The sequence below is a fragment of the Endozoicomonas sp. SESOKO1 genome (assembly GCF_024606265.1).
Lineage (GTDB): Bacteria > Pseudomonadota > Gammaproteobacteria > Pseudomonadales > Endozoicomonadaceae > Endozoicomonas.
On sequence record NZ_JAHHPP010000045.1, the window covers coordinates 1 to 25,748 of the forward strand.

The window sequence follows — 25,748 nt, forward strand, 5'->3', positions numbered from 1 at the left end:
CAGAAACGTTCTTGAGCGATCAAGAACCCTCGCCCGCCAGGGCGGGGAGTGTCAGGACCACCGATATCTGTGCTGGTCATCCATGTGTGAGGAAAATCCTGTTTTAACCGTTTGAGCGATTGGGCCTGATTTGGATTAGAGACTTCCAGAAGACGTTTTCTATCGTCAGTCACCCGCTTTGACTGTGACTTTTCTCCCTTAAGTAACGGTTGTTCAGATTGTTCTGTGGCTGTGCTCCCTTTTAGACCGCTTGCTTCCAAACCGCTTATGGCTGAATTAACTGGCGTACCGCTAGATATACTGCTGAGGACATTCTGCGCTATTGGTTGCATGATAGTTCCGGCCATATTGGCAGAGAGATTGATTTTTTGTGGCCATTAATAAGTAGCAGCCTGTGGGATTTCTCTGGGTCTTTGACTCATGGACATCCTCCTGATGACTATTACCTGTCAGCCTAATCAAAAACGGAACATCAGATCAGTTAATTTGGCAAAAGTTCCTTTTTCTAAGGGATTTACCAGTTCAGGGTTATAAAAACACTGGAAAAATGACTCACTCGGCCAATCGTTGCATGTTGACAGAGTCTCATCTTAATTACGCAGAGACTGAGCAGTGGAGAAATGCCAATTCCATGAAGGGAACACTTTTCTCCGTGGTGTTTTTGGTTATCATTGCACTCTTTGAAACAGGGCAATTTTCAATCAGTCATAAATAACGATTCTTTCTACAAAAGGTCACTGTTTCACATGCCTTTTCATAAATTATTATTGTTGGTTATCAATTCTACACCTTTGCGGAAAATACTGATCTAAAACAATGAATTTATTGTAAAAAGACCAAGGTTTTCTTTCGTTTTTACGTTAATATCCGCCCCCATCAACGTGTCGGGACATTGTTCGCCTGACAGCCAATCACACTAGAACCCCACCTCTGACGGAGAAAACTCCAGTGAGAAAGACCAAGATCGTCTGTACCATCGGCCCAAAGTCTGAATCCCATGAAATGCTGACCAAACTGGTCAACAATGGCATGAATGTGATGCGACTGAATTTCTCCCATGGTGACTTTGACGAGCATGGTGGCCGTATTGACCGTCTGCGAGAAGTCATGGCTGAAACCGGTAAGCGTGTTGCCATTCTTCTGGACACCAAAGGCCCGGAAATCCGTACGGTTAAACTGCAAAACGGCGATGACGTCATGCTGACTGCTGGTCAGGAATTTACGCTGACTACCGACACGTCTGTTATCGGTGACAACACTCGCGTAGCCGTTACCTATGCTGGCCTGACTGCCGACCTGAAGCCTGGTAACACGGTTCTGCTGGATGATGGCCTGATTGAATTGACAGTAAAAGACGTCAAGGCTCAGGAAATCATCTGTGAAGTCAAGAACAATGGCGAGCTGGGTGAAAACAAGGGTGTAAACCTGCCAGGTGTCAAGGTCAACCTGCCGGCCCTGTCTGAGAAAGATAAGGCTGACCTGGTGTTTGGTTGTGAGCAGGGCGTTGACTTTGTCGCCGCATCTTTTATCCGTAAAGCCAGCGACGTGAAAGAGATTCGTGAGCTGCTGGATGCCAATGGCGGCCGGGAAATCCAGATCATTTCCAAGATCGAGAACCAGGAAGGCGTTGATAATTTCGACGATATCCTGGCCGTTTCTGATGCCATCATGGTTGCCCGTGGTGACCTGGGTGTGGAAATCCCGGTTGACCAGGTGATTTTCGCCCAGAAGATGATGATCAATAAGTGTAACCATGCCCGTAAGCCAGTAATCACCGCTACCCAGATGCTGGATTCCATGATCAAGAATCCCCGTCCAACCCGTGCCGAAGCCGGTGACGTGGCAAACGCTATTCTGGACGGCACCGACGCCGTTATGCTGTCCGGTGAGAGTGCCAAAGGTAAGTACCCGGCAGAATCTGTTGCGGTAATGGCAACCATCTGTAACAGCACGGATGGCAGCATGGAACTGCGTGTTGAAGAATTCGACGCCGAGATCGACGACTACCGCAGCATCACTCAGGCAGTATGCCGTGGTGCCGTCAAGACGGCTGATATCCTGGCAGCCAAGCTGATTATCGTTGCCACAGAACAGGGTAAGTCTGCACGTTCACTGCGTAAATTCTTCCCTAAAGCCCAGATTCTTGCCCTGACGTCTTCCGAGAAGACCGCTAACCAGCTGAGCCTGAGCAAAGGGGTGACCACCAGCCTGGTACCACAACAGGAAAACACCGATGCATTTTATAAGCTGGGTAAAGAGCTGGCGGTAAAGCACAACTTTGTGCAGTCTGGTGATATTGTTGTTATGGTTTCCGGTGCCCTGGTTGAGTCAGGTACTACCAACACTGCGTCTGTGCATGTGATCGACTAATCCCTGATCCCGCTGTAATCATGTCACCTTGCCTGTCCTCTCCATTCCCGGGGAGGACAGGGAAGCATCAGAACATTTCCTCCCTCCTGACTGAGCCTTGTTAACTGTGCCCTGATTGTAATCCTGATTGTAATATTGAAGCGTACTTGTCCGGGTCAACATTACCGCCACTGCCAACAGCGACTACGGTTTTATTTTCAAACAGCGCCGGGTTTTCCATAACCGCGGCAATGGCAACAGCACCACTGGGTTCCAGCACCAGATTCATTTCCTGAAAGCTGAGCCTGACGGCATCATGAGCCTGTTGGGTATTTACTGTTATCCCTCTGACACCGGTTTGCAGCACGATGTCCAGGTTGGCAATGCCGGGTTCAAGGGCCAGTAGAGCATCACAGTCACACAAGATATGGCCTTTGGCTCGAGAGCGTCTGCCTTTTTCAAGAGAAATCCCCATTCCCTGGTAACCATCGACTTCAACAGCCCATACCTGGGTGTTGTCACCAAAGACCAGGCTTGATCCTGCAACCAGACTGCCACCCCCAACGGGGCAGAGAATATGATCACAGGCCTTCCCGGTCATCGCCAGCTGTTCCTGAAGCTCCAGTGCCACAGATGCCTGGCCAATGATGATTTCATGGTCATCGAACGGGTGAAGCAGAACTGCACCATGGTCATTGGCTATTTTACTGGCCATATCACTGGCAGCTTCCTCCCTGGAAGGATTATTGCATTGGCAGAGAGTGACCTCTGCGCCATAACGCCTGGCATTATTTATTTTTGATTGGGGGGCATCATGGGGCATGACCAGTCTGACCGGAATCCCCAGAAGCTGCCCGGCAGCTGACAGGCCTGCTGCAAAATTACCGGAAGAGTATGATGTAACTCCTTGTTTCTTCTGTGGTTCTGTTAAATTTGACAGTCGGTAAAATGCGCCCCGAAACTTAAATGCTCCGGTAATTTGCAACGACTCTGCCTTGACAAACACTTCTCCACGAATCAGTTCACTCAGGGTGTCTGATTTTATCAGGGGGGTTGTGCGGACATTGTTTCTTATTTGCTGAAAAGCATCATTTAACTTCAGGAAATCAGGAAGCTTGTTAACATTGGGTACTGCTGGCATAACCTCGATATCTGTATCTTATTGAAGGCCATCGGGCAAAGAAGGGATTGTTGACTATAAGATAGTCAAAATTGGCTGTGAAGTTCGACAATTTCATTCAGTGGAAAATGTTCCGTTTTGAATTGAACTTTTTTATAAAGAATGAGTCTGATGGATTGTAGTCATAATAACGCTTACAAAGGCTTGCTTGAATGTTCCCGACAATTTCCAGAATACCAGCCTGCCAAGCTGCAACGCTTGAATACCTGAATGCATTTGGAGATAAAGTAATCAGCTCTAAAGGTGGGGAGAATTTAGACAAGAAATTCAGCTCTAACGTCGCAAAGGACAGTGCTATTAACATTCTATACGATGTAAATACCTTTATTAGATCTACACAGACAGACTCCAGGGATGTAAAAGTACTGAGGAAATTTCTTCGGGAACGGTGGCTCTATCCCTCAAGGATTTGTGAAAGCTGTACTTTTGAACAGCCAAGCACTAAATATGCTGCGAAGCGTACTGCGCGAATAATTACAGACGTTGATGCTTTTTTGACATCCCGACACACTACTCGTGAAGATGGTGTTACGCTTCGACACCTGCTTAATAAAAGTGTATTCGCCAATTCCTCTTCAGGGATTGGTTGTAATGTGCATGACGCAACACATCGCACAAAAAAGGCGGGAGCCTTAAATCATCAAAAATCGGTTCCTTCAACAACCTATGAAAAATTAGTAACAAATTATGATAAGGTGGTGGAAGGACTCTATGATTATCAAATAAAAAGGATCACAGACAGGCTTGCATACAATGGCACTTTTTCCAGTGGTGAGCGTCTTTTAATTTACAGTAAACCGGAAGGTTCAGAAAGAGCCTGGTCACTTCTTGATACGCTAACAATGCAGAGTGCGCGTAGGCCATCACTGGACAAAGCCGCCTTAAGATTTGAAGCAGCGCTGCAAATCGTGAATTCCAGAATAGCCAGCGATATGTTCCGTGATTAAAGATGAGCCCCAACATCGATCAGGGACTCAAACTTCATTGATTTAGAACTGTTCTTCTTCCGTAGACCCGGTTAATGCGGTTACTGAAGACTGACCACCCTGAATAACCGTCGTCATATCATCAAAATAACCGGTACCCACTTCCTGTTGGTGGGCAGCAAAGGTATAGCCTTTTTCAGCAGCGCCAAACTCTGGCTCCTGAAGCATTTCTACATAATGCTTCATCCCTTCACCCTGAGCGTAGTTATGAGCCAGTTCAAACATGTTGAACCACATGTTGTGAATGCCCGCAAGAGTGATGAACTGATACTTGTAACCCATATCACTCAGTTCCTGCTGGAATTTGGCAATGGTTTCATCGTCCAGGTTTTTCTTCCAGTTAAAGGATGGTGAGCAGTTATAGGCCAGCAGCTGATCCGGGTATTCAGCTTTGATCGCTTCAGCAAACTTGCGGGCTTCATCCAGGTCGGGAGTAGCGGTTTCACACCACAGCAGATCGGCGTATGGAGCATAGGCAAGACCACGGGCAATAGCCTGATCAATACCAGCCCTGGTCCGGAAGAAACCTTCAGTTGTTCTTTCGCCAGTAAGGAATGCGGCATCATAAGGGTCGCAGTCAGAAGTAATCAGGTCAGCGGCGTTGGCATCGGTACGGGCCAGAACAATGGTTGGTACATCAGCAACGTCAGCAGCCAATCGAGCGGCAATCAACTTCTGTACGGCTTCCTGAGTAGGAACCAGTACCTTGCCACCCATGTGGCCACACTTTTTAACAGAAGCCAGCTGATCTTCAAAGTGTACACCTGCAGCACCGGCCTCAATCATGCCCTTCATCAGCTCATAGGCGTTCAGTACACCACCAAAGCCTGCTTCAGCGTCAGCAACTATCGGGGCAAACATGTCAACATAACCTTTATCCCCTGGTTGCTTACCGGCTTTCCACTGAATCTGGTCGGCACGACGGAAACTGTTGTTGATGCGCTTGACCACTGCCGGTACGGAGTCAACCGGGTACAGAGACTGATCAGGGTACATGGTGCTGGCCGTATTATTATCTGCCGCAACCTGCCAGCCGGAAAGATAGATCGCTTCAATGCCTGCTTTAACCTGTTGTACTGCCTGACCGCCAGTGAGGGCACCAAGACAGTTTACATACCCCTTTTTAGACTGATTGCCATACACCAGATCCCAGAGCTTCTCGGCCCCTTGTCTGGCAATGGTGTTTTCGATGTTGACAGAACCTCTCAGACGGACAACGTCTTCCGCACTGTAGGTTCTTTTTACATTTTTCCAGCGCGGGTTCTCCGCCCAGTCCTTTTCAATGCGGGCAATTTCTTCAGAGCGGTTGTAACGCGGCTTGTTATAAGAGTAGCGAGCCATGTTATTTTTCCTCCCCCGAAAAGCGAGGTGTAGTTATGCGACTGTTTAAATTCAAACAAATGTTTGATTTACGTCGTACATCCTAAACACCTGAAAAAGATTCTGGTAATTTATAAGCGTTATCTCGGGTATTTATAGAATGAATATTGCACGCGTTGATCTGAATTTGATGGTTTACCTGGATGTTCTGCTCAGGGAGCGGAATGTAACCCGTGCCGCTGAACAGTTGGGCATTACCCAGCCCGCTATGAGCAACGGTCTTCGCAGACTGCGGGAGTTGTTTAATGACCCTCTGTTAATCCGGACCAGCGAAGGGATGACCCCAACAGAACGTGCACTTGAACTACAGCCACTGATTCGTGAAGCATTACTGGCCATGGAGAAAACGATTCAGCCAAAAGAAAAGTTTGATCCTGAGTTCAGTCAGCGGGTATTCAGGATCATGGCTTCTGATTATGCAGAATCAACCCTGATTCCCGTGGTATTGAAGCAGGTTCGCTCAGTGGCACATCATGTGACACTGGATGTCTTAACGCCCAGTGATGTAAGTTTTCACGACGTAGAACAAGGTTGGGTCGATATGGCCATTAACCGTTTTGACAGTCTGCCTCAGTCGTTTTATCAATCCCGGATATGGCAGGATGACTTTTCCTGTGTAGTCAGTAGAGAAAATCCGATACTGAATAACTTTACTCTGGACACCTATCTTCAAGCCCAGCATATCTGGGCCAGCAAAACCGGAATGGGTGTTGGTGTCGGGGTTAATCCTGAAGATGTTCAGCGACTGGGCTGGGTAGACGAAGCACTGGCTGCCGTTGGCAAAAAACGCAAAATCAGTGTTTTTACCCGCCATTACCAGGTGGCAATGCTGTTATCTGTCCAGAATGATCTGATCGCTACACTTCCCAGTCGGCTTGCGGATATTGAACGCTTTAGTGCAAAGCTCGCTGTGCTCAGCCCACCGTTTGAAATTCCATCATTTGATCTATCCATGGCCTGGAGTCCTTTGCTGCATCATGATTCTGCGCATCAGTGGTTGAGACAGATTATTAAATCCGTGGCGGAAAAGTGACAGTTTAGTTTGCTTTTATGTAAGCAAAGAATTTATGGCAGAGTCTTACTACTTGTTAATCTCTAAGCAGCAGGGTGTTGTCCTGAACGACTGATTTGCCAGAGAGAAAGTTCTGTCGAAAAAGCCCTTTTCTTTTATTCAAAAGAAAAGGGCTTTCTTTTTGCCTCATTCATACGATAAATAACCGTCATTGCGGGTGTTAATTGGAAATATATGATTTCATATGGTTAGCTACTTATAGACCGCCTGTGAGGTAAATTCTGCCTGCCGACTCGTTGACTTTTCCTTGTACATGGTTGCATGCATACTATACACGTCAGTTGCATAATAATGATAATCAGGAAGTGAGGTTGAAATGACTGAACGCATCCAGAAAGGCGGCCTGCAAGTAGCGCGGGTACTCCATGATTTACTGGTGAATGACATTGTTCCGGGAACCGGGGTTGATCCAGATAAGTTCTGGCGGTCACTTGAAGCGTTGGTTAATGACCTTGCCCCTGAAAACGTAGCACTTCTGGCCCGTCGGGATGAGCTTCAGCAGAAGATTGATGCATGGCACCGACAAAACCGTTATACCGAAGAAAATAAGCCTGAGTACAGGTCGTTCCTTGAGGAAACAGGTTATCTACTGCCTGCGGGGGATGACTTTTCCATCTCCACCGCCAATGTTGACAGTGAAATAGCTCGTCAGGCAGGACCCCAGCTGGTCGTTCCCGTTATGAATGCCCGTTTTGCCTTGAATGCTGCCAATGCACGCTGGGGTAGCCTTTATGATGCGTTGTATGGAACGGATGCTATTCCCGAAACTGAAGGTGCTGAAAAGGGGAAAGGATATAACCCGATTCGTGGCAGGAAAGTGATTGAGTTTGGTCGTGAATTGCTGGATACAGCGGCTCCATTGGTTTCTGGTAGCCATAAAGAAGCCGTTTGCTATCAGGTGCTGGAAAACAGTCTGGCCATTTCGCTTGAGGATGGTTCCACAACATCCCTGAAAGAACCGGAAAAGTTTCTCGGTTATACCGGAACCGCTGAAAAACCAGACTCAATATTGTTGAAAAACAATGAATTGCATATTGATATTCAGTTTGATTCTGAAGGTGTAATCGGCAGAGACGATGTTGCGGATGTTCAGGATCTTATTGTTGAGGCTGCCATTACCACCATTATGGACTGCGAAGATTCAGTGGCGGCAGTGGATGCAGAAGACAAGGCCCTGGTATATCGCAACTGGCTTGGACTGATGAAAGGCAACCTGGAGGATACGTTTGTTAAAGGTGGCAAACCGGTGACCCGAAAGCTGAGTTCTGACCGGTATTACACGGCACCAGACGGTGGTGAACTGGTCTTACCCGGCAGAAGCCTGATGTTTGTACGAAATGTTGGCCACCTGATGACCAATGATGCCATTCTCGATGCCCGGGGTAATGAAATTCCGGAGGGGATTATGGATGGTATGTTCACCTCCCTGATTGCCATCCATGACCTGAAGAAAAAAGCAGGTAGCCAGCAGAACTCACGGGAAGGCAGCATTTATATCGTCAAGCCAAAGATGCATGGGCCGGAAGAAGTCGCCTTTACCTGCAAACTGTTTTCCCGTATCGAAGCGGCTCTTGATCTGCCTGCCAATACTTTAAAGGTGGGTATTATGGATGAAGAGCGCAGAACCTCCATCAACCTGAAAGCCTGCATCCGCCAGGCCAGAGACCGCATTGTCTTTATCAATACCGGTTTCCTGGACCGTACCGGGGACGAGATACACACCAGCATGGAAGTCGGCCCTGTTATTCCCAAAGGCGAGATGAAACAATCCACCTGGATTCAGGCCTACGAAGATCACAATGTTGATATTGGTCTTCATACTGGCCTGCCGGGCAAAGCCCAGATTGGTAAAGGTATGTGGGCGATGCCGGATGAGATGGCAAAAATGATGGAGCAGAAGATGGCTCATCCCCTGTCAGGAGCCAACACCGCCTGGGTACCTTCTCCCAATGGCGCAACGCTCCACGCCGTTCATTATCACAGGGTTAATGTTCTGGCCCGTCAGGAGGCACTGGCCAGTCGTCAAAAAGCCAGTGTTGATGACATTCTGCAAATTCCGGTAATGAATAATCCTGGTAAATTATCCGCCGAGTTGATCCAGAAAGAGCTGGATAATAACGCCCAGGGGATTCTTGGTTATGTGGTGCGCTGGATTGACCAGGGCGTTGGTTGTTCCAAGGTTCCGGATATTAACGACATTGGTTTAATGGAAGACCGTGCCACGCTGCGAATTTCCAGCCAGCATATTGCCAACTGGCTTCGTCACGGTATCTGTTCAGAAGCGCAGGTCATGGAAATCATGAAGCGTATGGCTGTGATTGTAGACCGGCAAAATGCCACTGATACCGCTTACCAACCCATGGCGCCAGACTTTGACAAGAGCATTGCCTTTGCTGCAGCCTGCGATCTTGTATTCAAGGGCTGTGAGCAGCCTAACGGTTATACCGAGCCTGTACTTCATAAACGCCGAAAAGAGTATAAAGCTGCCAATCCTGCTTGAAGACTGATTCTGAATTCAAAAACACACTCTCAATCAACTGGTTACCATGTTAATTGAGAGTGTGTCCTCAATTAGACCAACGCTTCTCACTATACTAACCTTTTCCAACATTATCTTCTGAACCCTTTATCGAATGCTCCTGTCTGATAAAGAGATAACCCTTTAACTGTTTTTCTGGTCTCGAGAATGGATAATGCATCCCCTCATTCAGTGCGAAACTGGATAATCACTGTTGCCGTTCTGTTGATTCTGCTGATCGCCGCCTATTTCTATATCGAATATCAGAAAAAATACCCGAGCACCAATGATGCCTATGTTCACGGAAATATTATCTATATAGCGCCACAGGTCGGTGGTCGGGTCAGTATCGTCAATGTAGACAACTATGAGCATGTGCATGCGGGTGAGATGCTTATTCAGATTGATCCGGCGTCTTATGAAGCACAGCTCAATAAGGCAAAAGCTGCTTATCAGGTAGCGACAGAGGAAAACGAGGCTGACAGTGAGGGGATATTGGCTGCCAGCAGTAATGTTTCCACTGCAGCAGCAAAACTGCGAAAAGTACAATTAAACTTCAGACGTACCATGACACTGGTTGCTGAGGGTGTTCTTCCTGAGGAAGAGGCTGACACCGCCAGGGCCGCACTGATTACCGCACAGGATGCCCTGGCCAGTGCAAGGGCACAAATGGCACAGCTGATCGCTGAGCAGGGGGCAGAGGGTGAAGAGGCTCCAGCAGTTCAGGAAGCCGCCGCTACGTTAATGTTGGCCACCCTCAACCTGTCCTATACCAATATTTCTGCCCCTGCAGATGGAGAGCTGGGTAAAGTCAATATCCATCCGGGCAGTGTGGTAAATGAGGGGCAGGCCCTGATGCCATTAGTGGTAGCGGAAAGTTACTGGGTTCAGGCCAATTTCAAGGAGGGTGATCTTGGCAGAATTCAGCCAGGCATGTCGGCCAGTGTTGAGCTGGATATGTATCCGAATACTACATTTACGGGAACCGTTGAGTCTATTTCACCGGCCAGTGGCTCTGCTTTCTCTCTACTCCCTCCCGAAAATGCAACCGGTAACTGGGTGAAAATTACTCAGCGTTTTCCGGTTAGTATACGTTTGAAGGATGCTGATAATCAGCGGGGTAAAGAGCCGCTGAGAGTAGGGGCCAGTGCCACGGTAACGGTGGATACCGTAGCCACTGCTAATGAACCCTCCCATGAAAAATAGTGTTAGCCGACAGGCTGTCACCATCACTATTATCATTTCCTCACTGATGGTCATTATTGATACGACGGTAGCGAATGTTGCGCTACCGGATATGATGGGATCATTGGGAGCGACCTCAAATCAGATTACCTGGGTATTGACCAGTTTCACCATGGCGGAAGCCATCTGTATCCCTCTGGCGGGTTTTCTGACCCGGCGTCTTGGTGAGCGAAAATTGCTGCTGTATTCCATTGGTGGATTTGTGCTGATGTCTGCGTTTTGTGGTCAGGCTGATTCACTGATGGAAATGGTATTCTTCAGGGTGTTTCAGGGAGTATTTGGTGCTTCTGTGATTCCCCTTAGCCAGTCAATTCTTATGCAGGTTTATCCCAAAGAAGAGCAGGGCCGTGCCATGGCGTTATTTTCCATTGGGGTTATGGTAGGGCCGGTTCTTGGTCCGGTGATTGGTGGAATTCTTACAGAACATCTGAACTGGCGTTGGGTTTTTTATATCAATCTGCCGGTCGGCGTTGTCTGTCTGTTTCTAATATTCAAAAACATACGGATCAGTAACCGTGGCAAAACTTCCATCGACTGGTTGTTGATATTCACCATGGCCCTGGGAATCGGCCTTTTACAAATGGTGCTTTCCCAGGGTAACGAAAAAAACTGGTTCAGTTCGAATCTCATCCTGTTTTCTACCATCGCCAGTGTGCTTCTTATTGCTGTATTTGTTTTCCGTTCTTTTTACACCAGGGGAGAGATTGCACCGGTATGGATGCTGAGGGATCGCAACCTTGGGGTTTCATGTCTGATGGTCAGCTGTTTTGCTGTTGGCACCTTTGGTGTGCTGCAACTGCAACCCATGCTGCTTCAGGAACTCCTGAATTATCCGGTAGAAACTTCCGGCTTTATTATGGCTCCCAGGGGGATTGCCTCTGCGGTGGTTCTGATTATGGCTGCTCCGTTAATGGATAAGCTGGATAACCGGATTATGATATTTGTCGGTCTTGTGCTTAACGCCACTGGTGTCTGGCAAATGAGCCGGTACTCCCTGGATATTGATCCGTTCTGGATTATTCTGCCTTCTGTGATTCAGGGGGCCGGACTGGGGCTGGTTTTTGCGCCATTGTCCAAAATGGCATTCTCGACACTCAGGCCAGAGCTTATTCCCGGTGGTACTGCGATGTTCAACCTCTGCCGGACCATAGGTTCTTCAATAGGCATCGCCGTTATCAATACCTATTTCAGTTATGAGAAGCAGTTGGAGTGGCAGAGTCTGGGCGGGAGTTTGTCGCCGGATAACCCGCTGTTGCAGGCCTATGCTAAAGCGACCAGTGAGACCATGACGGACATCACCTTTATTGGGCACATTGCGGCTTTACTGAAGCAGCAGTCCGCCATACTGGCTTTTGTCCATTGCTTTACGTTGCTGACATTTATCTACCTGTTACTGATGTTGCTACTGCCCTGTTTAAAGCGGGCAGGCCTTTCATAAACGTTATTCACTTTTTGGGTTGGTGTTAAAGGGCTTCTCTGTGATGCTAAGGTTTGCCAGTGGTAATTCATCGAGTAAATTGTGCGTGTCTTCATGCTCGAGAGGAGGCTCATCAGGAGATGGCCCTGTGTTCTGGTTTTTTGTTGAATCGGATGGCTTTTCCAGCTTTACCCTGACCCACAGCTCATCATCCTCGTCCATGTTTGAGATTGCCTCTAAAAAATCAGTATTGAATTTTACAAATTCAGGCGAATCTAACACATCGCTGGAAGGTGACCGGCCATTGTCAAAAACTGCTTTGGTGGAAAGGCTATCACGGAAATTCATATTATTGAAAATAACCAGGGAATCCTTGCTGTCAGGGGCAGTGATAGATAACTCGAATGAGAGCCTGTCGAGCTGGGGGATGGTATTTGCTTCCATTGGTTGCCCGGTTCTGTTTTCGCTAATGGGGGATGGCTCTGTGTTTGCCCATTTCCGTGGTGGCAGATCAGTATCCGGGCCTTCAATCAATGCTTTTATTCGAGAATTACCCCCATGGCCACTGGTTGAAACAGTGCCGGTTTGCCCTGTGACCGCGCTGCTACTTTGACTTGCAAAATGGGCAGACTCAGGTAAAAGAGCGGGACGTGAGCCAGAAGTATCTTCTTTATTTTCCAGACACACCAATCGTTGTGTCGCAGGCTTGCACCATTCCAGGGGGTAAGTAGGGTAATTACTAACAAATGTAAATAATTTCTTTTTATCAATGTCCCTAATCGTAATACAGATCGGTAGGGTGTCTTTGTCTACACCAAGGGACTTCGACAAGTTTTCAGTTATTTCTTGCAAGTAGTCCAGAAAAAGAGCGGAAGATCCACATGCCATGTTACTTGCGATCTGGGCCAAATAGGCGGCGATGATGGGACGAGTATTTGGTGGTGGTTGTTTCGGGTCCAGAACATCGAATCGGAATATTTTTAATTTGTTATTCAGGCAGAAGAAATAATCGACCCGTGTGGGATCTTCCGCTTGTGGCCCTCGCGATGTGTCCAAAAGACGGATGACAGGGGCACCCTTAAAACCCAGGGCAACCGTGACCTCCCGGGCATCGATCATGGGAAAATCAGCCAGGGAGAAAGTCATGGGGGCACCAACATAAGGGGTAAGGGCATACAGTTCTTTTTTGCGGATCGGGCAAATAAAGGCCTCGCCATCCCATCTGGGCATCCTTAATGGCATTGGATTGGTACATATAAAACACTTTAAGTCCGGATTTTGACGGGGAGCATGATCAGGATTCCGGGTGTAATACTCTTTAATGCAACGGTCATGGTATGCGTGGTTGAATCGGCAATACGTCATCCCCTGTTCAGTGATAGTACGATTATCCAGACGAATGTGCTCATGACATATTCCACATTCCGGCGATTGTTTGAATGTTGTGATGGAACAGGGCGCTGCAGAAACATTTTTATCGGTGAAGTGGGCAGCTGTTGTTCTAGAGGATCCGCCTGATTGAATATCGCCCCCTACGGGGACAGGGGGTGTGGTGACAGGCACATTTGATACGAAATAAGGGAGTGATCCTGCAAGTGTCGGGTGCATAACGCCAGTCCTGTTTTTTTATTAATAATGATTTTTGGACAACAAGACAGAAAAAATAGTTCAGATGGCTTAATTGGTTTCTGTGGTGATTATCCAAAACTGGCGGATAATCACCCTATGATTTGCGTTATTGCTTCTCCTTTTGCCAATTCCTTTTGGGTATTCTTGCGTTAAATCGCCAGAGCCTGCTCTGCTGCATTACCAATGTATCTGGCGGGTGTCAGCGCTTTAAGCCCGGCCTTCACATCGGCGGGAAGCGCCAGGCCATCAATGAACGTTGCCAGAGTCGCTTTGGTAATGCCTTCCTGACCACGGGTCAGTGCCTTGAGCTTTTCGTATGGCTGTTCGATACCATAGCGGCGCATAACAGTCTGAATAGGCTCTGCCAATACTTCCCAGGCGTTATCAAGGTCCTGCCCAAGACGGGCAGGGGAGGCTTCCAGCTTGCCAATGCCTTTCAGGGTTGCGGCATAGGCAATCAGACTATGACCCAGGCCAACGCCCATATTGCGCAGCACAGTGGAGTCCGTCAGGTCGCGCTGCCAGCGGGAAACCGGCAGTTTGGTGGCCAGGTGCTGCATAATGGCGTTGGCGATGCCCAGGTTGCCTTCCGAGTTTTCAAAATCAATCGGGTTGACTTTGTGGGGCATGGTTGAAGAGCCAACCTCACCGGCCACCGTCTTCTGCTTGAAATACCCCAGAGAGATATAGCCCCAGACATCCCGGTCAAAGTCGATGAGAATGGTGTTGAAGCGGCAGATGGCATCATAAAGTTCAGCAATGCAATCGTGAGGTTCGATTTGCGTTGTGAAGGGGTTCCATTCCAGGCCCAGGCTGGTGACAAATTGCTCCGCATGCTCAGCCCAGTTCACTTCCGGGTAGGCCGACAGATGGGCATTGTAGTTGCCGACAGCGCCGTTGATTTTCCCCATGGGGACAATGCTTTCGATTTGTCTCAGCTGACGTTTCAGGCGGTAAGCCACATTGGCCATCTCTTTGCCAAGAGTGGTTGGGGAGGCGGTCTGGCCATGGGTTCTGGAGAGCATGGGCTGGCTGGCATGGGTTCTGGCCAGCTGTTCGATGGCTGAAATGATTTTGCGCATCTCAGGTAATATGGCCTCTGCCATACCGGTTTTCAGCATCAGGCCATGAGCGAGGTTATTGATATCTTCCGATGTGCAGGCAAAGTGGACAAACTCACTGATCGCTGCCAGCTCATCATTGCCCTGAAAGCGCTCCTTGATCAGGTATTCCACCGCTTTAACATCATGGTTGGTGGTGCGTTCAATCTCTTTTACCCGCTCAGCTTCTGCCATGGAGAAACCAGTGACCAAACTATCCAGCAGCTGGCTGGCTTGTTCAGAAAGTGCCGGAACCTCGGAAATAGCAGAGTGGTTAGCCAGAGATTGCAGCCAGCGAACCTCCACCGCAACCCGAAAGCGGATCAGTCCATACTCACTGAAAATGGTTCTGAGGGACTGGGTCTTGTCACCATAACGTCCATCAATGGGAGAGACGGCGGTCAGTGCATTAAGCTCCATGTTTTATGCCTTAAGCTCGGGGGAAAAGGGCGCATGATAACGGATCCCTCTGTCAGATTCTAATCATTGACCGATTGGCCTTAATCAGAATGTGGGCCAGAGGAAAGATCACAGGCAGTTTTCCAATACAGTGGATGAGTCAGGCACCGGGAAGTGCCCTTTGAAATTCAGCAATTGCAGTCGCTTGAGGCCATTACAATCGCTTGAGGCCATTACAATCGCTTGAGGCCATCAAGTAACTTGCTTCGGCTGATGAACAGGTGCCAGCGGCTGCCACCACACTGGCGCCAAAGGGTCGCAGAACGGATACCTGCCAGGAGGATAGCCCTGATCCGGTTGGCGTTGACCGGGTTTTGCAGGTAGCGCATATCGCCAGCCACCTGTATTCGGGTTTTAAAGGTGCTGATGGTATCCAGGTAGATGCTGGCCAGGCTGGCAATCACATTTTCATGAAGCATACCAAAGTGCTCTACCTGTTCCTTGGTCCTGTTGAGTCGCTCACCAATAGTACTCAACATCTTTGGGTTACGACTGAGCTTTTTCTCGATATGAATCAGAGCCAGCGCATAGCGAATAACATCTCCCTGAATGGCAGAACTGTCCCTGCTTAACACGGACTCCAGGGTTTTACGCCCCATGGCCAGATGATCGAAACCATTGTAAACCTGTGAAACATCATCGGGTGAGGTGACAAAAATACTGTGGATGGATGGGGTCAGAGCCTCTTCACTCAATTGCCCGGTCCTGGCCAGTTTGTCTACCAGCACTGCGGCCTGGAACAAGCCAGATAATGCAGCCGCCTGATCCTTTGTAGAATATCGCACCAATCTTCTTCTCTGGGGTTTCCGTTGTTCGTTGAAAAGGTTTCCAGTTTCATCAGGGTCAAGCCGATGCTTGAGCCCGTGTTTCAATAACACCGCCGCCAAGGCACACATTCTCTCCGTAAAGGTCATCATAAAAGACCACCGACTGGCCCGGAGTCACTGCTCTTTGCGGCTGATCAAAGATAACCCGGTAATCACCGTTGGCTTCTTGGGTAAGCGTACAGCCCTGATCCTGCTGACGATAACGCACTTTTGCCTTGAGTCGGCAGGGCATCTGTGGCGCTGTTCCTGAAACCCAGTCAATGTGAGAGCAGGTCAGACTGCCTGAGAAGAGCAGGGGATGATCCTTGCCCTGACCGGCAATTAGCACATTTCTTTGAAGGTCTTTTTCCAGGACATACCAGGGTGCTTCATCGGCATTTTTCAGTCCGCCGATCCCCAGTCCCTGCCTCTGGCCAATGGTGTGGTACATCAAGCCCGAGTGTTCACCAATCACTTTGCCATCTTCCGTTTCAATAGCGCCGGGCTGTGCCGGCAGGTACTGTTGCAAAAAGTCCTTGAAGCGGCGTTCACCGATGAAACAGATACCCGTGCTGTCTTTTTTGTTGTGGGTAATCAGACCGTGTTCTTCGGCAATGCGTCGTACTTCAGTTTTCTCAAGATCACCGACCGGGAAGAGCGTACGGGCAATCTGTTCTTCGCTTACCGCATGGAGGAAGTAGGTTTGGTCCTTACTATTATCAACCCCTTTCACCAGATAGCTATGGCCATCACGATCCACGCGACGGCAGTAATGCCCCATCGCTATGTAATCGCTGCCAAGGGTGAGTGCATAATCCAGAAAGGCTTTGAACTTGATCTCTTTATTGCACAGGATATCCGGATTCGGAGTTCTGCCGTTTTTGTATTCATTGAGAAAATGTTCAAAGACATTATCCCAGTATTCAGCAGCAAAATTGGCTTTATGTAAATGAATGCCAAGTTTGTCGCAGACTGCCTGGGCATCGGCCAGATCAGTCATTGCCGTGCAGTATTCAGACCCGTCATCTTCCTCCCAGTTTTTCATAAAAAGTCCTTCCACCTGGTAGCCCTGCTGTTGCAGAAGCAAAGCGGATACGGACGAGTCAACACCGCCGGACATGCCAACTATCACTTTGGTTTGGGAAGGATGCTTTATCACTGGGGTATACTGCCACCTGTCAAAAAATAGCGGGTCATTTTACCGTTCCCGGTAAATAAGCGCCATACTGCTGGAAGTTTATAGTGGTAAATGCAGATAGCGGTTTCGCTTTCGTAACAAAACGTCATTTATTCCTGGCCAAGGATGGTATATGGTATATGCGTTTTTGTGCGGTCAGCTTGCCGTTGTCGGTAGTTTTTCTACCTTACTGACATTGTTGTTGGATATGGCTGCATGCTTTAAATAACGACAAGAAGCGTTGAACCAGTCTTTCATCTGGTCAAACCGATGTTTAGCGAACGGAGTTGATAATGGGATACCAAAAAATCAAGGTGCCTGCCAACGGTGACAAAATCACTGTCAACGAGGACCTCTCCCTGAATGTTCCTGATACCCCAGTCATTCCTTATATTGAGGGCGACGGTATCGGTGCTGACGTTTCACCAGCCATGCTGAAAGTTGTTGATGCTGCTGTTGAGAATGCCTACGAAGGTAAACGTAAAATTGAGTGGATGGAAGTCTACTGCGGTGAGAAAGCCACCCAGGTTTACGATGACAATACCTGGCTTCCGGAAGAAACGCTTGAGGCGCTCAAAGAGTATGTTGTCAGCATTAAAGGTCCTCTGACAACGCCCGTTGGAGGCGGTATCCGTTCATTGAATGTGGCCCTGCGCCAGGAGCTGGATCTGTTCGCCTGCATTCGTCCTGTTCGCTGGTTCAAAGGCGTACCAAGCCCGGTAAAAGAACCTGAAAAAACAGACATGGTTATCTTCCGTGAAAACTCGGAAGACATCTACGCGGGTATTGAGTGGCAGGCGGGCAGTGCCGAAGCCGATAGGCTGATCAGCTTCCTGCGCGATGAAATGGGCGTTTCCAAAATACGGTTTGAGCAAGATTGTGGTATTGGTGTCAAGCCTGTTTCAAAAGAGGGCACCGAGCGTCTGGTGAAGCAGGCGATTCAGTTTGCCATCGATAACAACCGTCAATCCGTTACCCTGGTTCACAAGGGTAATATCATGAAGTTTACGGAAGGCGCCTTCAAGGATTGGGGTTACCAGACAGCGGTTGACTACTTTGGCGGCCAGCCTCTTGATGGTGGTCCATGGCATACTGTCAAAAACCCGAATACCAGTGAAGATATTGTCATCAAGGATGTTATTGCTGACGCTTTCCTGCAGCAGATTCTCCTGCGCCCGGCGGAGTATGATGTCATTGCCACCCTGAACCTGAATGGCGACTACATTTCTGATGCGCTTGCTGCCCAGGTTGGTGGTATCGGTATTGCTCCTGGTGCCAATATTGGTGCGCCCACTGCCGTATTTGAAGCCACTCATGGTACTGCTCCAAAGTATGCAGGCCAGGATAAGGTGAACCCGGGTTCTGTCATTCTTTCTGCTGAAATGATGCTTCGCCACATGGGCTGGAATGAAGCGGCGGATCTCATCATCAAGGGTATGGATGGTGCCATTGGTGCCAAGACTGTTACCTATGATTTTGAGCGACTGATGGAGGGCGCAACGTTAGTCAAGTGTTCTGAGTTTGCCGATGCAATAATTAAACATATGTAATTTTTCAGTTAACTTTTCATCGGTTAAGGCCGGAAATTCATTTCCGGCTTTAATATTTTACTTCGTCATTTTTTATTATCTTTTCGCCGTTTACCTCCTGTTATTGTGAGTCATCCGACCAAATTCTGATAGCCCATCATTGTGATTTGCTCAAGTATCTTTAGAATGATAAAAAGAAGCCTGGGCAGATTTGTCAGTTTCTAAGTATATGAGCACTAATTCATCTTCTGTTATCAAATGTCTGTAAACCGTGCCGATCAGTAATTTGTGCTCGCTATTTTATTATGATTGGCTTTTATGATTGGCAGTTGCGGTGCCATGATTGTGCAGTTGGTTACCAGGCAGTTAAGTTGCAAATTGAAGGTTGGCAGTCATAAAACCATGAGTAATCTCGAACTGTTTCGTCTAAGCTTGCAAAAAGAGGGAGGGGAACAGGAAGGTGATCTGGACGTTGCAGTCGTTCCGGAAAAAACCAGGCTGGCTCCGCCTCCCATGTATCAGGTCTTGCTCCTGAATGATGATTTTACACCAATGGATTTTGTTGTTGAGGTACTGGAGAAGTTTTTCAGTATGCCAGAAGGGAAGGCGACTCAAATTATGCTGATGGTACATACCCAGGGAAAAGCCGTTTGTGGTGTATACAGCAAGGATGTCGCGGAAACCAAGGCTCAGCAGGTTAATGAATATTCCAGAGAAAACGACCATCCCCTGCTGTGCAAGACAGAAAAGGCCGATTAGCGTTTTCAAGGTTACACCATATGCTTAACAAAGACCTCGAAGCAACACTGAATAATGCATTTAAAGACGCCCGTGATAACCGGCATGAATTTATGACGGTTGAGCATCTTTTACTTGCCTTACTTGATAATGAATCTGCAGCAAGAGTCCTGGCTTCCTGTGGAATTGATCTTGATAAACTTCGCCAGGATCTCACTGAGTTTGTCAGCTCAACGACCCCATTAATCCCGGATGATGACAATGAGCGCGAGACACAGCCAACACTTGGCTTTCAGCGAGTACTGCAGCGTGCTGTTTTTCATGTGCAAAGCTCTGGTAAAAAGGAAGTTACTGGTGCCAATGTACTTGTCGCTATTTTCAGTGAGCAGGAAAGTCAGGCTGTTTACTTCCTGAAGCAGCAGGATGTGGCCCGCATAGACGTTGTTAATTTTATTGCCCACGGTATATCCAAGACGCCGGGTCAGGAACTCGAAGAGCTTGGCCATGATCTGTCCGATGATATGGAGCCGGAGGCTGGCAATAGTAGCAGCAAGAACCCCCTGAAACTGTACGCTACAGATCTGAATGATCAGGCGCGTCTCGGCAGAATTGATCCTCTGGTTGGTCGGGCTGAAGAAGTTGAGCGGGTTTGTCAGATTCTTACCCGTCGCCGGAAAAACAACCCTTTGCTGGTTGGCGAGGCCGGAGTTGGAAAAACGGCCATTGCTGAAGGTCTGGCCCGCCGGATTGTTGATGGTGACGTGCCTGAGGTTTTGTCCAAGGCTGTCGTTTACTCTCTCGACCTGGGTTCACTCCTGGCCGGAACCAAGTATCGTGGTGATTTTGAGAAGCGTTTCAAGCAGTTGCTCAGTGAGCTTAAGAAACTGGATCATGCCATTCTCTTTATCGATGAAATTCATACCATTATCGGTGCAGGTGCAGCATCTGGCGGAGTGATGGATGCCTCAAACCTTCTGAAGCCAATGCTGACTTCCGGCGAGCTGCGCTGTATCGGTTCTACCACATTCCAGGAGTTTCGTGGGATTTTTGAAAAAGATCGGGCGCTGGCAAGAAGATTCCAGAAAGTGGATATTATCGAGCCGAACGTTGAAGACACCTTCCAGATACTCCTTGGACTGAAAAAGAAGTTCGAAGAGCATCACGCTATCAAGTATCAGGATGAAGCCCTGAAAGCAGCAGCCGAACTGGCAGACCGCTACATCAATGATCGTCACATGCCTGATAAAGCCATTGATGTTATTGACGAAGCGGGTGCCTATCAGAGGCTTCAGCCTGAGTCCGAACGGAAGAAAGTTATTGATGTCGATGATGTAGAAAGCATTGTTGCCAAGATGGCCAGAATCCCGCCAAAGTCTGTCTCCTCCTCTGACAAGGAATTGCTCGGTAAGCTGGAGCGTAATCTGAAAATGGTGGTGTTCGGACAGGACGAAGCGATCACTTCATTATCCACGGCTATCAAGCTTTCAAGAGCAGGTCTCAAGGCACCGGAAAAACCCGTTGGCTCCTTCCTGTTTTCCGGGCCGACCGGTGTCGGTAAGACAGAGGTTTGTCGCCAACTGGCCAAAGCCCTGGGTATTGAGCTTGTGCGTTTTGATATGTCTGAGTACATGGAAGCTCACACGGTATCACGCCTTATAGGGGCGCCTCCGGGTTATGTCGGGTTTGATCAGGGTGGCCTGTTAACAGAGGCTATCAATAAAACACCTCACTGTGTGTTGTTGCTTGATGAAATAGAGAAAGGACATTCCGACGTATTTAACCTGTTACTGCAGGTTATGGATCATGGCACCCTGACGGACAACAATGGTCGTAAGGCTGATTTCCGGAATGTGATTCTGATCATGACTACCAATGCAGGCGCTGAAAACATGACAAGAAGCTCGATAGGCTTCCTTGAGCAGGATCATACGACTGATGGCAATGAGGCCATTAAGAAAACCTTCACGCCGGAGTTCAGAAATCGTCTGGATGCCATTATTCCCTTTGCCTCACTCAATGATGAAATTATCAAGCACGTAGTTGATAAATTCCTCACTGAGCTTCAGGCTCAGCTTGATGAAAAGCGTGTGCAGCTGGATGTTGATGACAAGGCCCGTAGCTGGCTGGCTGAGAAAGGGTTTGACCGCCAAATGGGAGCAAGACCCATGGGCCGTGTTATTCAGGAACACCTGAAAAAGCCCATGGCGGAACAGATTCTGTTCGGAAAGCTTGCTGAGTATGGTGGCAATGTCAAAGTAACTGTTCGCAAAGGAGAATTGCACCTCAAGTTTGAGGCCGCCAAAAGTCGGGCTTCCGATCTGGAAGCAATTGATGGTGGAGCAGGTTAGAAGAAAGCAGGTAGGTGCTCAGGGGTGAGCACCGCTGTTAGCGAGAACGGTAAGTGATACGGCCTTTGGTCAGGTCATATGGAGTCAGTTCTACTTTTACCCGGTCGCCAGTCAGAATTCGGATGTAGTTCTTGCGCATTTTTCCGGAGATGTGCGCGGTAACAACATGACCATTTTCCAGTTCAACACGAAACATAGTATTTGGGAGGGTGTCAATAACGACACCCTCCATTTCCAGACTCTCTTCTTTTGCCATTAAATAACTACCTCAAGGGGTTGGTACGGCTTGGTTGAATTTGTTGGGCATTCTGCCTGAAAACAATTGGTAAAGCAAAGCACCCTTTACTGTCGGTCGCATTATTTCAGTTGTCTCCACTCCTGATTGATATAAAGCTCCACAGGACGATATTCAATTTTGTAATTCATTTTCTGGCAGTTCCGGATCCAGTATCCCAAGTGTAGATAGGGTAATCCCAGTTTCTTTGCCTCGGCTATCAGCCATAAAATACAAAAACGACCAAGGCTTCGTTGTGAACAATCAGGATCGTAAAAGGTATAAATCGCGGAAAGGCAACTTCGCAAATGATCCACAACCGATACTGCAAGCAAATGCCCATCCAAACGAAATTCATAAAATGAGGTAAACTCGGTACTGTCAGCCAGGAAAGATGTGTACTGTTCAATCGTTGCTGGATACATATCACCATCCTGATGGCATTGATTGATATACTTTTCATAGAGCAGGTAATGCTCATCCCTAAAGCCTGCAGAAACTCTGGCAACCTCAAGTACTGAGTTGCGATTCCAGGTCTTGCGCTGGGTTCTTCTCATTTGAAATGAACCTGTGGGGATTCTGGCTGGTATGCAGGCATTGCAGTGGCTACAGTGGGGGCGGTAAATATGCTGACCACTTCGTCGAAACCCCACGTCGGCAAGATCGCTGCACAACTGTTTATCCAGTACAATTCCCGGATCCATAAAAAGTGTGGTTGCCTGCTTTCCTGGCAGGTAACTGCAGTCATGGGGTTGTGTGGCGTAAAACCTGAGATTCTTATAGTGGCTCATTATTGAAGGCCGTTCCATTGCCATTCCTGTTTCCAGTTTGCACAGGATGGTGCCTGTGAGCAATAGCGCCCCAGATAATCTGCAAATATGGACCTTGGCATCAACCTGGCTCCGAGAGAGTCCAGGTGGTCTGAATAGACCTGACAATCAATCAGTTCAAACTGCCAGGCTAAAAGTTGTTCTGAAAGAGCCGTCATGGCAATTTTGGAGGTGTTGCTTTCCCGGCTGAACATGGATTCAGCAAAAAAAATTCGGCCTTGAGCCACCCCATAAAGCCCTCCAACAAGCCTGCCTTCTTTCCAGACCTCAATAGAGTGTGCATGCCCGGCATCATGCAAGGCTGTGTAGGCATCTATCATCTTATCGGTAATCCAGGTTCCTTCTGAGTCCCGGCGAATACGTGCACAGGCCGCTATAACAGCTGGAAAATCGTGATCACAAGTAATCTGATAGATACTTTTTCGTAATAGCTTGCGTAATGAGCGGGATAAGTACAGCTCTCCTGGTTTCAGCACCATCCGCGGGGATGGTGACCACCATAAGATAGGGTCGCCCTCATTAAACCATGGAAAAATGCCTTGCCGGTAAGCCATTACCAAAGTGTCAACTTCAAGATTTCCTCCAATAGCTAAAAGCCCATCCGGCTGTTTAAGCGCATGCTCGAGGGGAGGGAACCCGATAACATGATCTGGCAAAAGTGTTATTGTGTCAGACATTGTCTAAAGTGTTGTTTTATCATGCTGTTTGAGTACATTGGCGTGGTATCATTACCGGGTAATCTAATCAGATTACCTTATAACCGACACTTAGCCCATGAATTTGTGAGTTAGCAATATATAGCTGCAATCTGGTAAAAAATGCCCCTGACTATCTAAAGTTATCTGTCCATTTTTTCAGATAGGCCTTTTCATATCCATTTTTATGTATTAGAATCCGCCACCTAGTCTACTGATATTCTGCTTTATACCAGCCGCTTAATGAAGAATAACTCATATCTTCTTAATATTTCTCTCGCTTCAGTGCGTAACTCTCGCGCTGGTAGAAGCTTTTTATTATTTCCTATCTTATAAAACTCCCCGGAGGTAATCGAATCTATGGGTACCCTGAGCATGGGCGGAAGCATTGATACAAGCAGTGAAATGGATATCATTGAACAGCAACGCCTGGCAGCTCTTATTGAAATTACAGAGCAGCATAACCGGGAGGTAAGTCAGCTCAAATCACGCTTGGAAACTGCTGAGAAGAAAGCTGAAAAAGCTGCTTCCCTGCTGAAAAACATGGAAAATGAACTGAAAGATCTGAGAGCCAGCAATCCTGATCGCATGAAGAAGCAAATCAAGCGTCTTCAAGAGCAGAATCGCACGCTTACTGGTGAAAACAGTGGCCTGAAAACCAAGCAAAAGCAACTTACCCAGCAGTTAAATACCGCGACTCAAGAGCTTGAGCAACTGAAGTCCGAAGAAGCTGAAGCAGAAAGTGAGAAAGCGTAATTCCATTTAACTGAATTACTAGTGACTCTTGGCAGTTCAGTAGGCATCCGGCGACTGCTCACCCATGCTTTGGGTTGTTGCCGGTAAGCGTACTGGGATTTTTTTGTGGCTGTTGACCCAATCGTATGGCTTGAGCAACCTCTTCATAGAAGAACCGGACAACTTACAGACCTGGATTTCTGATGCCATGCCCGCATATTTGAATTAGACTGAGCTTTGGTTTTATTCAATAGCAGGAGTGTACATATGAATGATTGGGGTTCCTGTCAGTATGACGGTATTGATCATATTGAAAAATCCTTTGTCTTAAAAAAATACTCTCGAGCTTTGGCATACTGCAACGCCATCGCATGCCTGGCTGAAGCTCATTCCCATCATCCGAGAATTGTTATTGAGTGGGGCAGGGTAACTGTTGCCTGGGGAACCCATGAGTCAGATGAGGGCAGTGGTGTCCTGGCTATTGATCGGGCACTGGCACAGCGCTGCGATGCGTTATTTGAACAGATGAATACACCCGTTTCCTGATTATCTGACTCTGGGTAGTTTGCCCAGGGTTGCTTTCGTCTCAGTTTGCATAAATCAGTGCATTTCATCCTTGTACTCAGAAGATGGGGCATCTCCTTCAGATCAAGCACCTTGATGACGAATTCGTACCATGAAAAAATGACTTCTTTGAATTTCTCCTAATATTATAAAAAGATCTTAATCTTCAATGGACGTATTCTGATTCTGAATCATACTTACCATGCTGGTTTGATCGACTTCCCCCTACGATTAAATCAGCCTTGGTCAGAAATGACCTTGGTACTTGGATTGTGTACCTATGTTTCACTCCTAATGGTCTTAGCCCGTGCTTTCTTCCCCCAGAATCGCGGGTTTCTTTTTGGCTGCAATATCTCTGCATCCCTTTATTTTCAAAGCTTTAAAGAAGTCTTGCCTAATAAAGCATGGTTCTCAAGTTACTGTCTATTACTGTCTGTGGTGGTGTAAATCTAGCCCATGGTTAGCCCACGTGTACTTGTTTGTGTACCAGATTTGTGTACCAGCAAGTACCAAACTTGATATATTAATTGATCGACTACCCAACTGAGGTAAATAAAGCGTTATGGCAACATTTGTGGATTTACCTGCAGCCAATGGTCAAATAAAAACAAAAACAGTATGCAGGGTCTGGAATGATGAAGAACAGATCGCCAAGTGCAAAACATTTAAAACCAGAGGCGAGGCCGAAAAATGAGCTTTAGAAATAGAGCAATTTAT

General features: G+C 47.7%; 21 protein-coding genes. 12 read left to right on the forward strand and 9 right to left on the reverse strand.

Features of this window, described 5'->3' with window-relative positions; translation table 11 throughout:
- Positions 1-948: 948 nt before the first annotated feature.
- Positions 949-2,370 (forward strand): pyruvate kinase PykF, encoded by a 1,422-nt coding sequence (gene pykF / locus KDK13_RS02555; RefSeq protein WP_257283255.1) that lies wholly within the window; start codon positions 949-951, stop codon positions 2,368-2,370.
- Between the two features lie 100 nt (positions 2,371-2,470).
- On the opposite strand, the gene KDK13_RS02560 is transcribed toward pykF, so the two are convergent.
- A complete protein-coding gene (locus KDK13_RS02560) occupies positions 2,471-3,490 on the reverse strand; it encodes a threonine/serine dehydratase (protein ID WP_257283256.1) in 1,020 nt (339 codons plus the stop codon).
- 191 nt (positions 3,491-3,681) lie between these two features.
- Here KDK13_RS02560 and KDK13_RS02565 point away from each other — a divergent pair, with 191 nt between their 5' ends.
- On the forward strand, positions 3,682-4,476 hold the full coding sequence (locus KDK13_RS02565; RefSeq protein ID WP_257283257.1) for a hypothetical protein: 795 nt from the start codon (positions 3,682-3,684) through the stop codon (positions 4,474-4,476).
- Positions 4,477-4,518: 42 nt separating this feature from the next.
- Here KDK13_RS02565 and aceA read toward each other — a convergent pair whose 3' ends face one another.
- Positions 4,519-5,856 carry an isocitrate lyase gene (gene aceA, locus KDK13_RS02570; RefSeq protein ID WP_257283258.1) on the reverse strand — a complete coding sequence of 446 codons (1,338 nt, stop codon included), beginning with the start codon at positions 5,854-5,856 and terminating at the stop codon, positions 4,519-4,521.
- A 139-nt stretch (positions 5,857-5,995) separates the two neighbouring features.
- Here aceA and KDK13_RS02575 point away from each other — a divergent pair, with 139 nt between their 5' ends.
- The 4 genes from KDK13_RS02575 to KDK13_RS02590 all read left to right on the forward strand — a co-directional run bounded on the left by KDK13_RS02575 (position 5,996) and on the right by KDK13_RS02590 (position 12,168).
- The gene (locus tag KDK13_RS02575) at positions 5,996-6,928 is read left to right on the forward strand and encodes a LysR family transcriptional regulator (RefSeq protein ID WP_257283260.1); all 933 of its coding nucleotides are present in this window, start codon (positions 5,996-5,998) and stop codon (positions 6,926-6,928) included.
- A gap of 355 nt (positions 6,929-7,283) precedes the next feature.
- Entirely contained in the window at positions 7,284-9,467 is a 2,184-nt protein-coding gene (locus KDK13_RS02580) for a malate synthase G (RefSeq protein WP_257283261.1), read from the forward strand.
- 186 nt (positions 9,468-9,653) lie between these two features.
- Complete coding sequence (locus KDK13_RS02585; RefSeq protein ID WP_257283262.1) at positions 9,654-10,691, forward strand: HlyD family secretion protein; 1,038 nt, start codon at positions 9,654-9,656, stop codon at positions 10,689-10,691.
- Positions 10,681-12,168 (forward strand): DHA2 family efflux MFS transporter permease subunit, encoded by a 1,488-nt coding sequence (locus KDK13_RS02590; protein WP_257283263.1) that lies wholly within the window; start codon positions 10,681-10,683, stop codon positions 12,166-12,168. The genes KDK13_RS02585 and KDK13_RS02590 overlap by 11 nt, the downstream gene beginning before the upstream one ends.
- 3 nt (positions 12,169-12,171) lie before the next feature.
- Here KDK13_RS02590 and KDK13_RS02595 read toward each other — a convergent pair whose 3' ends face one another.
- Positions 12,172-13,293 (reverse strand): hypothetical protein, encoded by a 1,122-nt coding sequence (locus KDK13_RS02595; RefSeq protein ID WP_257283265.1) that lies wholly within the window; start codon positions 13,291-13,293, stop codon positions 12,172-12,174.
- 456 nt (positions 13,294-13,749) lie between these two features.
- On the opposite strand from KDK13_RS02595, the gene KDK13_RS02600 reads away from it, so the two are divergent.
- Positions 13,750-13,929, forward strand: a complete 180-nt coding sequence (locus KDK13_RS02600) for a hypothetical protein (RefSeq protein ID WP_257283267.1) — start codon at positions 13,750-13,752, stop codon at positions 13,927-13,929.
- Here the strand turns inward: KDK13_RS02600 and purB are convergent.
- The 3 genes from purB to mnmA all read right to left on the reverse strand — a co-directional run bounded on the left by purB (position 13,926) and on the right by mnmA (position 17,297).
- The gene (purB, locus tag KDK13_RS02605; protein ID WP_257283268.1) at positions 13,926-15,296 is read right to left on the reverse strand and encodes an adenylosuccinate lyase; all 1,371 of its coding nucleotides are present in this window, start codon (positions 15,294-15,296) and stop codon (positions 13,926-13,928) included. The genes KDK13_RS02600 and purB overlap by 4 nt on opposite strands.
- 212 nt (positions 15,297-15,508) lie before the next feature.
- Complete coding sequence (gene hflD, locus KDK13_RS02610) at positions 15,509-16,120, reverse strand: high frequency lysogenization protein HflD (RefSeq protein WP_257283270.1); 612 nt, start codon at positions 16,118-16,120, stop codon at positions 15,509-15,511.
- A 58-nt stretch (positions 16,121-16,178) separates the two neighbouring features.
- Positions 16,179-17,297, reverse strand: a complete 1,119-nt coding sequence (gene mnmA / locus KDK13_RS02615; RefSeq protein WP_257283307.1) for a tRNA 2-thiouridine(34) synthase MnmA — start codon at positions 17,295-17,297, stop codon at positions 16,179-16,181.
- 314 nt (positions 17,298-17,611) lie between these two features.
- On the opposite strand from mnmA, the gene icd reads away from it, so the two are divergent.
- The 3 genes from icd to clpA all read left to right on the forward strand — a co-directional run bounded on the left by icd (position 17,612) and on the right by clpA (position 21,933).
- The gene (gene icd, locus KDK13_RS02620; protein WP_257283271.1) at positions 17,612-18,868 is read left to right on the forward strand and encodes an NADP-dependent isocitrate dehydrogenase; all 1,257 of its coding nucleotides are present in this window, start codon (positions 17,612-17,614) and stop codon (positions 18,866-18,868) included.
- Positions 18,869-19,249: 381 nt separating this feature from the next.
- Complete coding sequence (clpS, locus tag KDK13_RS02625) at positions 19,250-19,606, forward strand: ATP-dependent Clp protease adapter ClpS (protein WP_257283309.1); 357 nt, start codon at positions 19,250-19,252, stop codon at positions 19,604-19,606.
- A 20-nt stretch (positions 19,607-19,626) separates the two neighbouring features.
- Positions 19,627-21,933, forward strand: a complete 2,307-nt coding sequence (gene clpA, locus KDK13_RS02630; protein ID WP_257283273.1) for an ATP-dependent Clp protease ATP-binding subunit ClpA — start codon at positions 19,627-19,629, stop codon at positions 21,931-21,933.
- A gap of 37 nt (positions 21,934-21,970) precedes the next feature.
- On the opposite strand, the gene infA is transcribed toward clpA, so the two are convergent.
- From infA to aat, 3 genes are all read right to left on the reverse strand, one after another.
- Positions 21,971-22,189, reverse strand: coding sequence for a translation initiation factor IF-1 (gene infA, locus KDK13_RS02635; protein WP_020583463.1), 219 nt, complete (start codon positions 22,187-22,189; stop codon positions 21,971-21,973).
- A gap of 101 nt (positions 22,190-22,290) precedes the next feature.
- The gene (locus tag KDK13_RS02640) at positions 22,291-23,016 is read right to left on the reverse strand and encodes an arginyltransferase (RefSeq protein ID WP_306670979.1); all 726 of its coding nucleotides are present in this window, start codon (positions 23,014-23,016) and stop codon (positions 22,291-22,293) included.
- Positions 22,998-23,714, reverse strand: a complete 717-nt coding sequence (gene aat / locus KDK13_RS02645; RefSeq protein ID WP_257283275.1) for a leucyl/phenylalanyl-tRNA--protein transferase — start codon at positions 23,712-23,714, stop codon at positions 22,998-23,000. The genes KDK13_RS02640 and aat overlap by 19 nt, the downstream gene beginning before the upstream one ends.
- A gap of 378 nt (positions 23,715-24,092) precedes the next feature.
- Between aat and KDK13_RS02650 the strand changes: the two genes are divergently transcribed.
- Positions 24,093-24,488, forward strand: a complete 396-nt coding sequence (locus tag KDK13_RS02650; protein ID WP_257283277.1) for a hypothetical protein — start codon at positions 24,093-24,095, stop codon at positions 24,486-24,488.
- A 246-nt stretch (positions 24,489-24,734) separates the two neighbouring features.
- Positions 24,735-25,013, forward strand: a complete 279-nt coding sequence (locus tag KDK13_RS02655; RefSeq protein ID WP_257283278.1) for a 4a-hydroxytetrahydrobiopterin dehydratase — start codon at positions 24,735-24,737, stop codon at positions 25,011-25,013.
- Positions 25,014-25,748: the final 735 nt, after the last annotated feature.

What these genes read in the sequence shown, in the direction of transcription:
- KDK13_RS02650 (WP_257283277.1), top strand. Translation starts at nt 24,093, where the DNA reads ATGGGTACCCTGAGCATGGGCGGAAGCATTGATACAAGCAGTGAAATG.
- KDK13_RS02585 (WP_257283262.1), top strand. Translation starts at nt 9,654, where the DNA reads ATGGATAATGCATCCCCTCATTCAGTGCGAAACTGGATAATCACTGTT.
- KDK13_RS02560 (WP_257283256.1), bottom strand. Translation starts at nt 3,490, where the DNA reads ATGCCAGCAGTACCCAATGTTAACAAGCTTCCTGATTTCCTGAAGTTA.
- purB (WP_257283268.1), bottom strand. Translation starts at nt 15,296, where the DNA reads ATGGAGCTTAATGCACTGACCGCCGTCTCTCCCATTGATGGACGTTAT.
- KDK13_RS02595 (WP_257283265.1), bottom strand. Translation starts at nt 13,293, where the DNA reads ATGACTTTCTCCCTGGCTGATTTTCCCATGATCGATGCCCGGGAGGTC.
- aceA (WP_257283258.1), bottom strand. Translation starts at nt 5,856, where the DNA reads ATGGCTCGCTACTCTTATAACAAGCCGCGTTACAACCGCTCTGAAGAA.
- clpS (WP_257283309.1), top strand. Translation starts at nt 19,250, where the DNA reads ATGAGTAATCTCGAACTGTTTCGTCTAAGCTTGCAAAAAGAGGGAGGG.
- KDK13_RS02565 (WP_257283257.1), top strand. Translation starts at nt 3,682, where the DNA reads ATGTTCCCGACAATTTCCAGAATACCAGCCTGCCAAGCTGCAACGCTT.
- KDK13_RS02580 (WP_257283261.1), top strand. Translation starts at nt 7,284, where the DNA reads ATGACTGAACGCATCCAGAAAGGCGGCCTGCAAGTAGCGCGGGTACTC.
- KDK13_RS02575 (WP_257283260.1), top strand. Translation starts at nt 5,996, where the DNA reads ATGAATATTGCACGCGTTGATCTGAATTTGATGGTTTACCTGGATGTT.
- aat (WP_257283275.1), bottom strand. Translation starts at nt 23,714, where the DNA reads ATGTCTGACACAATAACACTTTTGCCAGATCATGTTATCGGGTTCCCT.
- clpA (WP_257283273.1), top strand. Translation starts at nt 19,627, where the DNA reads ATGCTTAACAAAGACCTCGAAGCAACACTGAATAATGCATTTAAAGAC.
- icd (WP_257283271.1), top strand. Translation starts at nt 17,612, where the DNA reads ATGGGATACCAAAAAATCAAGGTGCCTGCCAACGGTGACAAAATCACT.
- KDK13_RS02590 (WP_257283263.1), top strand. Translation starts at nt 10,681, where the DNA reads ATGAAAAATAGTGTTAGCCGACAGGCTGTCACCATCACTATTATCATT.
- KDK13_RS02640 (WP_306670979.1), bottom strand. Translation starts at nt 23,016, where the DNA reads ATGGAACGGCCTTCAATAATGAGCCACTATAAGAATCTCAGGTTTTAC.
- infA (WP_020583463.1), bottom strand. Translation starts at nt 22,189, where the DNA reads ATGGCAAAAGAAGAGAGTCTGGAAATGGAGGGTGTCGTTATTGACACC.
- KDK13_RS02655 (WP_257283278.1), top strand. Translation starts at nt 24,735, where the DNA reads ATGAATGATTGGGGTTCCTGTCAGTATGACGGTATTGATCATATTGAA.